Origin of the sequence: Oryzicola mucosus (assembly GCF_014534685.1) — a bacterium.
GTDB lineage: Bacteria > Pseudomonadota > Alphaproteobacteria > Rhizobiales > Rhizobiaceae > Oryzicola > Oryzicola mucosus.
The window spans coordinates 346,015-359,366 of record NZ_JACVVX010000003.1; the positions used below are offsets into that span (position 1 = coordinate 346,015).

At 62.7% G+C, this 13,352-nt stretch carries 11 protein-coding genes; 2 read left to right on the top strand and 9 right to left on the bottom strand.

The window, feature by feature from the left end; genetic code table 11:
• Nucleotides 1-6: 6 nt before the first annotated feature.
• Both ICI42_RS11870 and ICI42_RS11875 read right to left on the bottom strand, forming a co-directional pair.
• The gene (locus ICI42_RS11870; RefSeq protein ID WP_188164781.1) at nt 7-735 is read right to left on the bottom strand and encodes a PIG-L deacetylase family protein; all 729 of its coding nucleotides are present in this window, start codon (nt 733-735) and stop codon (nt 7-9) included.
• Nucleotides 736-741: 6 nt separating this feature from the next.
• On the bottom strand, nt 742-1,707 hold the full coding sequence (locus ICI42_RS11875; RefSeq protein ID WP_188164782.1) for a VOC family protein: 966 nt from the start codon (nt 1,705-1,707) through the stop codon (nt 742-744).
• Between the two features lie 249 nt (nt 1,708-1,956).
• Between ICI42_RS11875 and ICI42_RS11880 the strand changes: the two genes are divergently transcribed.
• Both ICI42_RS11880 and ICI42_RS11885 read left to right on the top strand, forming a co-directional pair.
• The gene (locus ICI42_RS11880) at nt 1,957-2,877 is read left to right on the top strand and encodes a methylenetetrahydrofolate reductase (RefSeq protein ID WP_188164783.1); all 921 of its coding nucleotides are present in this window, start codon (nt 1,957-1,959) and stop codon (nt 2,875-2,877) included.
• 158 nt (nt 2,878-3,035) lie between these two features.
• Nucleotides 3,036-4,160: a 5-methyltetrahydropteroyltriglutamate--homocysteine S-methyltransferase gene (locus ICI42_RS11885; protein WP_188164784.1), complete on the top strand. Its 1,125-nt coding sequence runs from the start codon at nt 3,036-3,038 to the stop codon at nt 4,158-4,160.
• 101 nt (nt 4,161-4,261) lie between these two features.
• Here the strand turns inward: ICI42_RS11885 and ICI42_RS11890 are convergent, their stop codons facing one another.
• The 7 genes from ICI42_RS11890 to ICI42_RS11920 all read right to left on the bottom strand — a co-directional run bounded on the left by ICI42_RS11890 (nt 4,262) and on the right by ICI42_RS11920 (nt 13,306).
• Nucleotides 4,262-4,972, bottom strand: a complete 711-nt coding sequence (locus tag ICI42_RS11890; protein WP_188164785.1) for an ABC transporter ATP-binding protein — start codon at nt 4,970-4,972, stop codon at nt 4,262-4,264.
• Nucleotides 4,969-6,744 (bottom strand): branched-chain amino acid ABC transporter ATP-binding protein/permease, encoded by a 1,776-nt coding sequence (locus tag ICI42_RS11895; RefSeq protein ID WP_330999153.1) that lies wholly within the window; start codon nt 6,742-6,744, stop codon nt 4,969-4,971. Before ICI42_RS11895 ends, ICI42_RS11890 begins: the two co-directional genes overlap by 4 nt.
• A 3-nt stretch (nt 6,745-6,747) precedes the next feature.
• A complete protein-coding gene (locus tag ICI42_RS11900) occupies nt 6,748-7,782 on the bottom strand; it encodes a branched-chain amino acid ABC transporter permease (protein ID WP_188164786.1) in 1,035 nt (344 codons plus the stop codon).
• 86 nt (nt 7,783-7,868) lie between these two features.
• Entirely contained in the window at nt 7,869-9,014 is a 1,146-nt protein-coding gene (locus tag ICI42_RS11905) for an ABC transporter substrate-binding protein (protein ID WP_188165063.1), read from the bottom strand.
• Between the two features lie 70 nt (nt 9,015-9,084).
• Nucleotides 9,085-10,689 (bottom strand): acyl-CoA dehydrogenase family protein, encoded by a 1,605-nt coding sequence (locus ICI42_RS11910; protein WP_188164787.1) that lies wholly within the window; start codon nt 10,687-10,689, stop codon nt 9,085-9,087.
• Nucleotides 10,690-10,694: 5 nt separating this feature from the next.
• Nucleotides 10,695-11,456: an SDR family NAD(P)-dependent oxidoreductase gene (locus ICI42_RS11915; RefSeq protein ID WP_188164788.1), complete on the bottom strand. Its 762-nt coding sequence runs from the start codon at nt 11,454-11,456 to the stop codon at nt 10,695-10,697.
• The gene (locus tag ICI42_RS11920) at nt 11,453-13,306 is read right to left on the bottom strand and encodes a feruloyl-CoA synthase (protein WP_188164789.1); all 1,854 of its coding nucleotides are present in this window, start codon (nt 13,304-13,306) and stop codon (nt 11,453-11,455) included. Before ICI42_RS11920 ends, ICI42_RS11915 begins: the two co-directional genes overlap by 4 nt.
• Between the last annotated feature and the right edge of the window lie 46 nt (nt 13,307-13,352).

Genomic DNA, 13,352 nt, shown 5'->3' on the forward strand with positions numbered 1-13,352 from the left:
TCTCCCTCAAAGCTCGTCGACGGTGCGCGGAAACACCGACTGGAATCCTTCCGCGTGGGTCGATTTGCGGCCGCCCGACTGGCCGCCGGAGTTGCGCATGAAATGGTTGCCGCGGTTCTCGGCAACGTTTTTGTAGTAGTGCCAGAGATGCTCCTGCCCTTCCATGCACTGGATCGCGGCCCATTTTTTGTCCCACACCGGCGAGATGTCGAGAAACACGTCCGGCTTCCACTCCATCTGCTCGGTCTGATGCGGCTCGAAGAGATAAAGCTGCGGCGCGCCGAGAACCTTTTCACCGGGATTATGGCCCCAGGCCTGGGCGATCATGCGCGCCTCCAGCGCCACCTGCGTCGCATACATATGGTCGGTGTTGTAGGGGTCCCATTTGGAATGGCTCAGCATGAAGTCGGGCTGGACCTTGCGGATGACATCGACGATCCGGTACTTCGCGTCGCGGTCGACTTCGAGCGGATAGTCGCCCAGGTCGAAAAACTGGATGTCGTGCACGTCAAGCGCCTTGGCCGCATTCTCCGCCTCGATTTTGCGCGCCGCCTTGACCTTTTCCAGCGTCATGCCCTCGTTCTTCCACAGCTTGGCGCTTTCGCCGCGCTCGCCATAGGACAGGCAGATCACTGAAACCTCGTAGCCCTTGGACGCATGCAGCGCGATGGCGCCGCCGCAGCGCCAGACGAAATCAGCGGAATGCGCTGAGATGACGAGTGCCGTCTTTGCCATATCGGATTAGCCCTTCTTGTCTGCGCCCACGGGGGGCGTGCCGTGGGTGTGGAATGTCTCGATGGTCTTCAGGCCCCACGCCTGGCCCTTCTTGCGTTCGGTCTCGGTCCAGGTGACGGTTGGCCAGTCCGGCCTAAGGATCAGCCGAGCGCCTGCATTGGCGAGCTCGACGCGGTTGCCCGCAGGCTCCCAGACATAGAGGAAGAACGTGCCCTGGATCGCGTGCTTGTGCGGCCCGGTCTCGATATGGACGCCGTTCTCCAGGAAGATGTCCGCGGCACGCAGGATATCCTCGCGCTGATCCACCGCATAGGTGACGTGGTGGAAACGTCCCTGCCCTCCGCCATGGTCTTCGGAATAGGCGATGTCGTAGCTCTTGTTGTTGACGGTGAACCAGCAACCGCCCAGCCGCCCGTTGTCGAGCTGGATCTGCTCGGTTACCCGGCTGCCCAGCGCTTGGGTCATGAAGTCTCGGATGACCGAAACGTCGGCCGCCAGAAGATTGAGATGGTCGAGCCGGCGCGGACAGCAGCCCCGGCCGTGATAGCGCTGTGCGATGTTCTTCAGGGCCGGCCGTTCAGCTTCCGGAGCCTCATAGATTTTCGTATCGTAGTAGAGTTCGAAAATATGCCCGTCGGGATCGGTGAAACGATAGGCGCGGCCATGGCCGGCATCGCCATCGACCCAACCTATGCCGCAGCCCATCGCCTCGATGACCGCGACCCGCCGCTCCAGCGCCTGCGGCGATGCGGTGCGATAGGCGACATGACCGACCCCGGTGGTGTGATGGCGCGTCAATTTCAGCGTGTGGAATTCATAGTCGTCAAAGGCGCGCAGATAAGCGCAACCGTCTTCGAGCAGGCTCGGCGTCAGCCCGTAGACGCGGGTGAAGAAATCGAGGCTCTCCTCGAACTTGTCGGTATACAACTCGACGTGGCCGAGATGGGCGACATCGAAACACGGCTCCGTCATGCCCCGGCCCTCCCGCAGGCAATGGCGGCGGTACGCAAATCGCTCATTCTCTCCTCCCGGCCTTGCATCCGGTCGCTTTCAGCACCCAAACAACACGACAATGTATTCTTTATGCGCCATTCGATGACGCGTCTCAACACGAAAATTCCGGAAATGTCTGTATTTTCGCGGAGAGCCTGAAATTTCGTGATTGCAGTTTTGATTCTCATGTATACATTCTGGCTTAAGGATATGGGCGGGAGGTCTGGAATGGGTCTGTTCAGTTTTTCACGAAAGCCCAAGGCTTCCGAACTGGGGCCTGAAGCCTTCGACTTTGCCGAAAACTGGTCGATCGAGGTGATGCCGCGCACGGCGGCTAAGATCGAGGACTTCCGGACCCTGCTGCCCAAGGGCACCCGCGTCTACATCGCCCATATTGCCGGCACGCCCATCGAAGACATGGTGGCGACCGCCAAGCGGTTGAATGAGCAGGGTTTTCCGGTGATGCCGCATTTCCCGGCGCGCTGCATCGCCGATGCTGCGACACTTGAAGACTGGATCAAGCGCTATCGCGAAGAAGCGGATGTCCGGCAGGCACTGCTTCTGGGCGGCGGAAGCTCCACTCCGGAGGGCGAGCTTCACAGCTCGATCGAGATGATCGAGACGGGCCTGTTCGACCGCCACGGCTTTACCCACCTCCACATAGCGGGTCATCCTGAAGGCAATGGCGACATCGACAAGGATGCCTCGACGACGAATGTCGACGCAGCACTTTTGTGGAAACAGGACTTTTCCAGCCGGACCGATGCCGACATGGCCATCGCCACGCAGTTCGCCTTCGAGGCCGAGGTGGTGACGGATTGGGCTGAGCGTATTCGCGACATGGGTGTCACCTTGCCGATCCATGTCGGCATTGCTGGCCCGGCCAAGCTGCAGACGCTGATCAAATATGCAGTCTCCTGCGGCGTCGGTCCCTCGCTCAAGGTGTTGCAGAAACGCGCGCTCGATGTCACCCGCCTGCTCTTGCCCTATGAGCCGACCGAAGTGGTTGCCGGTCTCGCCGACTACAAGGCGAAACATCCCGACAGCCTGATCGAACAGCTTCATGTCTTTCCGCTGGGCGGCATTCAGCCCGCGGCCGAGTGGATGGCCAGGCACGCCACGGCAGACAGTAAGGTGGCTGCCGGATAGCATCAGCACCTGTCCGGTCTCGCAACCTTCCTTGCATCATCGCCGCGAGTATGCACTGCGCGGCTGCCTTGCCGATGAGACCCTCTGAAACTTGCTCTCCGCGCTGACGCTGTATACATGGCTGCAGTCGAATTGCTGACTTGATTCAGGAGGATTTCATGCTCGTCCAAACCCCGCCCTTCCGTGCCGATCATGTCGGTTCGCTGCTCCGAAACGCCTCGGTCAAAGCTGCGCGGCATCGGTTTTTCGACGAGCATGCGACCGGCCGCGAGGAACTGACGGAGGTCGAGGACGAGGCAATCCGCGATGCGGTGAAGCTGCAGGAAGATGTCGGCCTGCCAGTCGCCACCGATGGCGAAATCCGCCGCTCTTTCTGGCACTATGATTTCATGCAGGACCTGACCGGCTTCGAATTCGTCCAGCGCGAGGTCACCACAGGCATCCACTTCAAGGGCGCCAACACCAAGCCGATTTTTCCGACCATCACCGGCCCGCTCGACTTTCCCGAAGATCACCCCATGCTGGACCACTATCGATTTTTGGCCTCGACCACGAAGGTCATGCCGAAAATCTCGATCCCTGGGCCGAGCTGCTGTCATTTCCGCGTCGCCAAGAGCGATATCGGCTGGAAGCCCTATAGCGACGATGTCGAGTTGCTGTTTTCCGACCTCGCCAAGACCTACAAGAAGGCCGTGGACGCCTTCTACCAGGCCGGCTGCCGCTACCTTCAGATGGACGACATTTTCTTCGCCTATCTGTGCGACCCGAAAATCCGCGCCGAAAAGAAAGCCGAGGGACTGGATCCCGACTGGCTGATCGACCAGTACGCCAAGATGATGCATGACGCCATCGCCGACCGCCCGGCCGACATGGTCATCGGCATGCATATGTGCCGAGGCAATTTCAAATCCACCTGGGTGGCCGAAGGCGCCTATGATCCGGCGGCCGATGCCGTGTTCAACAAGACCGGCGTCGACATCTATTTCATGGAATACGACACCGACCGCGCGGGCGGATTGCAGCCTCTGAAACTCCTGCCCAAGGGCAAGAAGCGCGTGCTGCCCGGCTTCATCACGACGAAGACGGGCGAATTGGAAACGATCGACGATCTGCGCCGCAAATTCGACGAGGCCGCCAAATACGCCGATCTCGATCAGATGGGCATCGCCCCGCAATGCGGGTTTTCCTCCACAGAGGAAGGCAATTCCATCACCGTTGACGATCAGAAGCGCAAGCTGGAACTCGTCGTCAAAACAGCTGAGGCGATCTGGGGATCGGTGTAAGAGTGCTTGCTGCCTGCCACCGCAGATTTGCCGGTGGCAAGCGGCGGCGAAGACAACATGCTGATCCGGGCGCGGTTTGATCGTCTTGCACCCAGCATCGATCAACCGACGCCGAGATAGCTTTCCATCAGCGCCGGATCGACCGCCAGTTCGCCAGCCGGTCCGGTCCGCTTGACTTCGCCCAGTTCGACCAGATAGCCGAAATCGGCGATCTCCAGGGCCGCGCGCGCATTTTGTTCGACCAAGAGAACCGACACGCCGGTGGTCCGCAGTTCGGCGACGATGCGCAAGATGTCGGCGACGATCTTGGGCGCCAGGCCAAGGCTGGGTTCGTCCAAAAGCAGCAGGCGCGGCCGGCTCATCAGCGCTCGGGCCAGCGCCAGCATCTGGCGTTCGCCGCCCGACAGGGTGCCGGCGAGCTGTTTCCGTCGCTCGGCGAGGCGCGGAAAGCGGTCGTAAAGCTCACCGCGCGTCTCGTTGCGTTCGGCTGCGGTTCGCAGGAAGCCGCCCAACTCGATATTGTCCTCCACGCTCATCGAGCCGAACAATTCGCGCTTTTCGGGCACCAGGCACATGCCGGCGGCGACGCGTGCTTCGACCGAGCGCGGCACAGGCTTGCCGTCATAAAGGATCGTGCCGGTCGAGGGCACCACGCCCATTGCCGCGTTCAACAGCGTCGTCTTGCCCGCGCCGTTGGCGCCGATCACGGTGACGATGCTGCCTGGCTCCATGCTGAGCGAAATGCCGTGCAGCACCTCGGCATGACCGTAGGAGACATGGATGTTCTTGAGATCGAGCAGGCTGCCGGTCATGCCACGCCCCCGAGATAGGCGGCAATCACCGCGGGATGCTTGCGCACCTCCTGCGGCTTGCCTTGTGCGATCAGCGTGCCGAAATCGAGCACCACGAGATTGTCGACCAGCCCCATGACGAAGCCCATGTCGTGCTCGACCAAAAGCACGCTGACACCTTCGCTGCGCAGCTTTTTCAACAGGTTGGAGAGTTCCTGCTTTTCGCCGTGGCGCAGGCCGGCGGCGGGTTCGTCGAGCAGCAGCAGCGTCGGGTCGGCGGCGAGAGCGCGGGCTATTTCCAGGATGCGTATCTGGCCGAGCGCCAGGTCGCCCGCGGGTCGGTCGCGATACTGGCCTAGGCCGACGCGCTCGATCTGTCGCGCCGCCTCAGTGAGCAGCGTGGCCTCCTCCTTACGCTCCAGCCTCAGGATGCTGCGGAACACGCCGGCGGAGCCACGCAGATGCGCGCCAAGCGCGACGTTTTCCAGAACCGACATATCGGGCAGGATTTTGGCATGCTGGAAAGTGCGCGCCACGCCATGCTTGGCGATCTCGCGTGGGCTCAAGCCTGACAAAGTCTGTCCGGCATAGGCTACGCCGCCGCCGCTCAGGGAGGCGATGCCGGTGATCAGGTTGAAGGTGGTGCTTTTGCCCGCGCCATTCGGGCCGATCAGGCCGACGATCTCGCCTGCCTTGATCTCGAAGCTGACATCGTTGACCGCGACCAGCCCGCCGAACTGCTTACGCACCTTGTCGATGCGCAGAAGCGGCGTGCCGCGCTCGGGCATGTCGCGCTTGTCGAGCTGGCTGGAAGGTTCGGCCAGCTGCCGGCTGCGCCGGGACCTGGGCAACAGCTTCAGCACGAAGGGCCAGAGCCCTTCCTTGGAGAGTTGCAAAATGCCGACAAGCAGGATGCCGAACACGATCATCTCGAAATTCGCCGTCGTATCCAGCAGGCCGGGCAGCACGCGCTGAAGCGTTTCCTTGAGGATCAGAACGACGCTGGCGCCGAAAATGGCGCCCCAGACATAGCCCGCTCCGCCAATGACGGCCATCAGCATATAGGTGATGCCCATATCGAGGCCGAAGGGCGTGGGATTTATCGAGCGCTGCATATGGGCATAGAGCCAGCCGGAGAGTGCCGCGACAACGGCGGCGAAGACGAAGACGGTCAGCTTGGCTCGTTCGATGTTGATGCCGAAGGCTTCGGCCGCCTGGCTGCCGCCGCGCAACGCGCGAATGGCGCGGCCGACGCGGGAATCCAGCAGGTTCTGCGCGCCCAGCGCCGTCAATATGACAAAAGCCCAGATCACATAGAAAATCGACTGCCCGCTGAGGAACCGGTAGCTGCCGATTTCCAATGGCGGGATCGCAGAGATGCCGTCATAGCGGCCGAGCAGTTCGATACGTCCGAAGAGATAGTAAATGGCAAGGCCCCAGGCGATGGTGCCCAACGGGAGATAGTGGCCGGAGAGCCGAACGGTCATCAGTCCCAGCGGGATGGCGACGGCCGCGCCTACGGCAAGCGACAGCGGCAGCGTCATCCATGGCGAAAAACCGTATGCCGTGGTCAGCACGGCCGTAGTATATGCGCCGAAGCCGCAGAAGGCGGCCTGGCCGAAAGAGGTGAGTCCGCCGACGCCCGTCAGCAGCACCAGCCCAATCGCCACCAGAGAAGCGAGCCCGATATTGTTGGCGAGCGTGATCCAGAATGGCGGCACTGGAAGCAGCGGAAATGCGGCAAGGAGGATGAGCGCCAGAGCGCCGGGCAGGATATGTCTGTTGCCAGCCACGGATTAGTCCTCCTCGTGATGGTTTGCGCCGAGGGAGAGCCAGATCAGCACCGGGACGATCAGGCCGAAGACGATGATCTCCTTGTAGTTACTGGCGAAGAAGGACGCGAAGGATTCGACCATCCCAACCCCGATCGCGGCAATGGCCGTGATAGGGAAACTGCCCATGCCGCCGAGGATGGCCGCGACGAAGCCTTTGAGCCCGATCAGGAAGCCGGTGTCGTAGTAAATGGTGGTGATCGGCCCAAGCAGCACGCCGGAGATGGCCGCGATGGTCGCGGCCAGGACGAAGGCCGTGCTGCCGGTCAGCTGCGTGCGCACGCCGACCAGTTGCGCCCCGAGACGGTTGACGGCGGTCGCCCGCAGCGCCTTGCCCAGCAGCGTTTTCTCGAAGAAGAAATAGAGCCCGACCATGATCAGGATGGTCATCAGATAGATCAGCACGCTCTGTGCGGTCACCAGCAGTGGCCCGAGGGTGAAGCTGCCGTCGTGGAGCGGTGCCGCACGCAGGCCTTCCGGTCCGAAGAAGATCAGGCCCAACCCCAGCATGGCCAGATGAACGCCGACGGAGGTGATGAGCAAGACCAGCACGGAGGCATCGGCCAGGGGCCGATAGGCGATGCGATAAACATAGAGCCCCATCGGCGCGATGATCGACACAGCGATCAAGGCGCGGATGAACGAGGGCAGTTGCAGCGGGGCGAGATAAAGAACCGCGCCATAGATCGCCAGGGGAAGTCCGAGGTTGAGCGCTATGTTTTTCACGAGGTCGCGCATGGCGAAGCTGCGCCGCCACGACCAGAGGTCGAGCAGGAAGGCGACCGCTCCAAAACACAAAAGCAGCTTTGGCGTGGCCGGCACTTGGCCGGTATCGAGGATTGCAAGCGTGAGCGCGCCATAGGCGACGAACTCGCCCTGCGGAATGAAGATAACGCGGGTTACGGCAAAGACCAGGACAATGGCTAGACCGAGCAGCGCGTAGATCGCACCGTTGGTCAGGCCATCCTGGATCAGAAATGTCGCGATGGTCGCGTCCAAGTGCAGTCCTCGAGCATGCAAGGGAAAATTCGGTAGGAGGCGGGCCGAGGGCTCGCCGCGCGGCGAGCCCTCGGGATCGAAGTCGATCAGTCCTTCAGCATCATGAATTTGCCGTCCTTGGCCGTCAGCAGCACGGCGCCGCGCTCATCGAGACCGTAATGATCTTCCGGCGTGAACTGGAAGACGCCGTGCGTCGCGTTGTAGGGACCGCTGGATTCAATGGCGTCGCGCAGCGCATCGCGGAACTCCTGGGTGCCGGGCTTGGCCGTCTTCAGCGCAACCGGCACGGCCTTCTGGAGAATGACCATCGCGTCCCAGACATGCGAACCGAACTGCGTCCGCGTGTTGGGGCCGAACTTGCCTTCATATGCCTTGAGATAGGCAAGGCCCTCAGCCTTGGTCGGCGAGTCGTCGGCTTGGTCTTCGGCGACCATGACCGGTCCGGACGAGAAGATGGTGTTTTCCACCGCCTTGCCGGCGATGCGCAGGAATTCGAACGTCACCGCACCGGAAACGACGTAGACCGGACCGGTGAAACCACGCTCACGCACGCCGATCTGCGGCAGTGCCGCACCCGTCCCCGAGGCGCCGATGAAGACGGCATCGGGCTTGGCCGCCAGCGCCTTCAAGACCTGGCCGGAAACCGACGTGTCGGCGCGGGCATAGCGCTCGTCAGCCACCACTTCCAGGCCGAAGTCCTTGCCGGTCTTGGTAAGTTCGTCGACCCATTGCTGGCCATAGGAATCGGCGAAGCCGATGAAGGAGACGCGCTTGACGCCGTCTTTCTGCATGCGCGCGAACATGCGCTTGGCAAGAACGGTCGAATATTGCGGCAGCACGAAGCTCCACTTGCCCTTGGCCACCTGCGGCGGCACCGGCGAGATAGCGAAATGCGGCACACCGACCTCGGCCGCCACGCCGGCCGCACCGATAGCCGCCGGCGTCAGGGCAGAACCCATCAGCACGTCGACCTTGTCGTCATTGGCAAAGCGGCGGGCATTCGTCGTCGCGGCGGACGGGTCGCCCGCATCGTCGAGAATGATCACCTTGAGCTTTTCGCCGGCAATTTCCGTTGGCCAAAGCTCAATCGAATTCTTCAACGGAATGCCCAGCGCCGCACCCGGGCCGGTGGTGGGGATGGTCACGCCGATGGTGATGTCGGCAAGCGCCGACCCGGCCATCAATGTCAGAGACAGCGCGGACGCCGCCCAAATCTTCAAGCTCTTTTTCATCATGTCTTCCTCCCAAAAGAAACGGACCGTTGCCAGGTCGCGTCAGGTTGATGGTCATGCACTCGACTTCTCAGGCGGCGACCTCCTCGATGACATCGGCCCGATATCGGCCTGCCGCCACCCGTGCGGTCATCCAGACGAAAAGCGCGTTCCAGGCTGCGCTGAGATAGGCATCGGCCAGATAGAGCGCCTGATCCGGTGTTGTCTGCATCGCCATCATCTGGCCGCTCAACCGCTCGAAATCGTCCAGCACGCGGCCCGCGGTCTCCGTGTCCTGCGGCGCCAGCGTGACGAGATCAGCCAGATCTTGACGCGCGCGCTTCAGGAAGCTGTCGAGGCCCCTCCCACCGTCGCGCCACAACCGGCGCGTGAGCAGGTCGAGCGCCTGCATGCCGGTGGTGCCCTCGTAGATCGACATCACGCGGGCGTCGCGAAGATATTGCTCGAGCGGCCATTCCTTCGTGTAACCGGCTCCACCCAGCACCTGGATGGCGCGGTTCGCTACGTCGAAACCCGTCTCGGCTCCAAAATTCTTGACCAGCGGCAACATCCAGCCACAGAAATCGGCCAGGTCGCGCTGCTGCTCCCCCTCCGGCTCGATGCGCGCAAGGTCCATCGAAACGGCGAGCTCCAGCACCGCCGCGCGCAGGATCTCGGTGCGCGTTCGGATTTCGAGAAGCTGACGCCGCACATCGGGATGGCTGGCAATGGACACTGGCGGTTTGTGTGCCGGGCCGCCCTGTCGACGCTCGGCGGCGTAGCTCTCGGCACAGTCGGCAGCCGCCGAGGCGATGCCCAGCCCCTGGCAGCCGGTCGACAGCCGCATCAGCTCGATCATGGTGAAAAGCTGCGGCAGCCCCCTGCCCTCCGGCCCGATCGGGATGCCGCGTGCTTCTTCGAACCGGAGGACGCAGGTCGGCGAACCGTGCAGCCCCATCTTGTCTTCGATGCGCTCGACACACACGCCGTTGCGTCTACCGTCGATCGTATCCGGTACCAGGAACAGGCTTATGCCCTTCACCCCCGGCTCGTCGCTGGTCCGCGCTAACAGGCAGTGACCGATGCGGCTTGCCATGTCGTGGTCACCGAAGGAAATCCAGCATTTAGAACCTGTTATATGCCATTCCTCGCCAACAGGACGAGCTTTGGTACGGAGCCGCCCGACATCGGAGCCCGCATCGGGTTCGGAAATGCAGATGGTCGCGGCCCATTCGCCGGAGACAAGCTTCGGCACCCATTCCGAGGCTGTGGTTTCATCGGCAGCTTCGAGCAGAAGATGGGCCGCCGCACGGCTTGCGCCCGCTGCCATCATCAAGGCGACGCAGCCGCGCTCGAACAGCGGTGCGCAGGCAGCCTGCAGGCTAAGCGGCAGGGCCTGCCCGCCAATCGCCTCTGGCCGGTCCATGCCAAGCCAGCCTGCCTCGGCATAAGCCTTGAAGGCTTCGGCAAATCCGTCCGGCGTGCGGACGCGTCCCTCTGCGAGAACGCAGCCCTGCCGGTCCGCTTTAGTATTCAGCGGTCCGAGCACGGACTCGGCGAAAGCGGCAGCCTGCGACAGGATGGTTGCGACGGTTACGTCATCGCAATCCGGACGCAGCGCCTGCACGCGCTGCCAGCCCGGCGTGATGCGCAGCAGGTCCGCCGTCCATTCCGCTTGTCGCTGGAACAAGGACATCGGCATCACCGCGGCTGCATGCGTATGGCGCCGTCGAGGCGGATGACCTCGCCGTTCACATACTGGTTTTCGACGAGATAGCGCACGGTATCGGCGAACTCCGCCGGATCGCCCAGACGCGATGGATACGGGATGGCCGAGGCGAGGCTATCTTGCGCCTCCTTGGGCAGATTGTAGAGCAGCGGCGTGAGAAAAATACCCGGCGCCACAGTGTTGACGCGGATGCCGAAGCGCGCCAGCTCGCGCGCCGCAGGCAGCGCCATGGCGACGATGCCGCCCTTGGACGCGGCATAGGCCACCTGGCCGACCTGCCCCTCGAAGGCGGCGACCGAGGCGGTGTTGACGATGACGCCCCGCCCCTTGTCCTCGCGCTCAGCGGTCTCGACCATGCGGGCTGCCGCCAGCCGCATCATGTTGAAGGTGCCGATGAGATTGACGCGGATGACCGTTTCATAATTGGCCAGAGGCATGGGGCCGTCCCTGCCCAAGAGACGGGCGGAAACGCCGATACCGGCGCAGTTGACGAGGATGCGCAGACCGTCGCCGGCCCTGGCAGCGGTGTCGAGTGCCGCTGTTGCATCCGCCTCGCTGGTGACGTCTCCCGCAAGCGCCACGCCGCCGATCTCGCCGGCGATTTTCGAAGCAGCCTCTGCATTGCGGTCGAAGACATGCACGATGGCGCCGAGCCCAGCCAGCATCCGCGCGGTCGCCTCGCCCAGGCCGGAGCCCGCGCCGGTGACGAGTGCGCTTGAGCCGTCGATCCTCATGCCGCGACCTCTTTCTGGACGCGGATCACGTCTGCTCCACCGGCATAAAGGGCTTCGATGAGGTCCTTTCGATGCGCCAGCACGGCGCGCTGGTTGAGCGATCCCTTGTCGGTGATTTCGCCCCTTTCGAAGCGAGGCGCCTCTTTCATCAGCATGAGCCGCATCACGCGCGTCGCCGAGCCGCTGGCTTGTCTCTGATGATCGCGCAGGCGCGCTGCGAGTTCGGCTCTCACCCTGGGGTGTGACAGGACGGCCTCATCGGACAGATCGGCATCGCCGGCCAGGTTGCGCAACGCCGGCATGAACGGAACGGCCAGCGCGCCAAGCTCTTCGCGGTTTTCTCCGGCGATCACGGCATCGCGGATCAGGCCGCCGAACTGGTCGACCAGTTGCGCGCGTAGTTTGCCCACGGCGACCCAGGTGCCGGTGTCCAGCTTGAAGTTCTCGGCTATGCGGCCATCGAAATAGAAGCCCTGGCGCGGGTCGCCGGGCACCGCGAATTTGACGGCATCGCCGATCCGGTAAAACCCTTCTTCGTCAAAGGCTTCCGCCGTCAGCTTCGGGCTGCGCCAATAGCCGGGCGTGATGTTAGGACCCTTGAGACGCAGCTCGTATTTATCGTCTACGGGAACGAGCTTCATCGTCACGCCCTGCGCGGGGATGCCGAGATTTCCGGCCTTGTCCTGCGGTTCGGTACAGTAGATTGCAAACGGCCCGGTTTCCGTCGAGCCCAGGCCTGTCCCCAGCGGAATCCGCTGTCCGACGGTCTGCACCGCCAGATCGTTGAGCGCATCCCACGTGTGCTGCGCCATGCCGGCGCCGGCATACATCATCAGCTTCAGATCGCGGAAAAACGTCTCGCGCAGACCGGCATCCTCGCGCATCGCCTGAACCAGCATTTCGTAACCAGCCGGCACGTTGAAATACCAGGTCGGCGAAATGTCGCGCAGATTGGCGATGGTCTGGTCCATCAGGGCAGGCGTCGGCTTGCCGCGGTCGATGTAGTAGGTGCCGCCATTGTAGATGACGAGGTTGAACACCTTGTTGCCGGCCGCTGTATGGTTCCACGGCGCCCAGTCTACGATGACCGGCGGCTCGTCGCGAAAATAGGCATAGCAGTCGGCGACCATCTCCTGGTTCGAGCACAGCATACGCTGGGTCTGGATGACAGCTTTGGGCGAGCCTGTCGTGCCCGAGGTGAACAGGAATTTCGCGACGGTGTCGGGGCCGACCTTGGCGAAAGCCTCGTCGACCACCGCACCGGGCTGTGTTTGCAGCAATTGCTCGAAGGAGAAGGCGTTTTTGCGTCCAGCGGGCGGATCGCGCAGCGCCACCAGCGGCAGGTCGTTCCCGAAGGCATGGTCTGCCGCCTCGACGAAACGTGCGCCGCTGTCGATGAAGACGAGGCCCGGGGTGATCTGACGGCCGATATCCGCGAGCTTTTCAAAGTCCGTGGCCAAGGTGGCATAGCTTGGCGAAATCGCCGCCGAGGGAATGCCGACATGCTGGGCGGCAAGCGCCATCAGGCCATGCTCTATCGAATTGTCGGCAAGGATGACGAGCGGACGATCAACGGAAAGGCCGAAATCGAGCAATGCCTGGCTCAACCGGCGCACGCTGTCGAGCGCCTTGGCGTAAGACACACGGCGCCAACTGCCATCGGTCGTACGATCCGCCATCCATGTGCGGTCCGGCGCAGCGCCAGCCCAATGAACGAGCCTGTCGTTGATCTTGTCGGGATAGGGACCGAGCGGGTCCTTCCGCCAGACGAGCACGGATGCGTCGGGCCGAACCTTCCAGTCCAGAAGCGGCGACCACAACTTGACGCTGCGGACTGACTTCTCGGTCATGACTCCTCCCAGACGTCACTCTCGCGATAAGCTATATATGAGCCGC

Bases quoted from the DNA above. Each gene is read 5' to 3' on its own strand.
- ICI42_RS11870 (WP_188164781.1), bottom strand. From the start codon at position 735: ATGGCAAAGACGGCACTCGTCATCTCAGCGCATTCCGCTGATTTCGTC.
- ICI42_RS11875 (WP_188164782.1), bottom strand. From the start codon at position 1,707: ATGACGGAGCCGTGTTTCGATGTCGCCCATCTCGGCCACGTCGAGTTG.
- ICI42_RS11880 (WP_188164783.1), top strand. From the start codon at position 1,957: ATGGGTCTGTTCAGTTTTTCACGAAAGCCCAAGGCTTCCGAACTGGGG.
- ICI42_RS11885 (WP_188164784.1), top strand. From the start codon at position 3,036: ATGCTCGTCCAAACCCCGCCCTTCCGTGCCGATCATGTCGGTTCGCTG.
- ICI42_RS11890 (WP_188164785.1), bottom strand. From the start codon at position 4,972: ATGACCGGCAGCCTGCTCGATCTCAAGAACATCCATGTCTCCTACGGT.
- ICI42_RS11905 (WP_188165063.1), bottom strand. From the start codon at position 9,014: ATGAAAAAGAGCTTGAAGATTTGGGCGGCGTCCGCGCTGTCTCTGACA.
- ICI42_RS11910 (WP_188164787.1), bottom strand. From the start codon at position 10,689: ATGTCCTTGTTCCAGCGACAAGCGGAATGGACGGCGGACCTGCTGCGC.
- ICI42_RS11915 (WP_188164788.1), bottom strand. From the start codon at position 11,456: ATGAGGATCGACGGCTCAAGCGCACTCGTCACCGGCGCGGGCTCCGGC.
- ICI42_RS11920 (WP_188164789.1), bottom strand. From the start codon at position 13,306: ATGACCGAGAAGTCAGTCCGCAGCGTCAAGTTGTGGTCGCCGCTTCTG.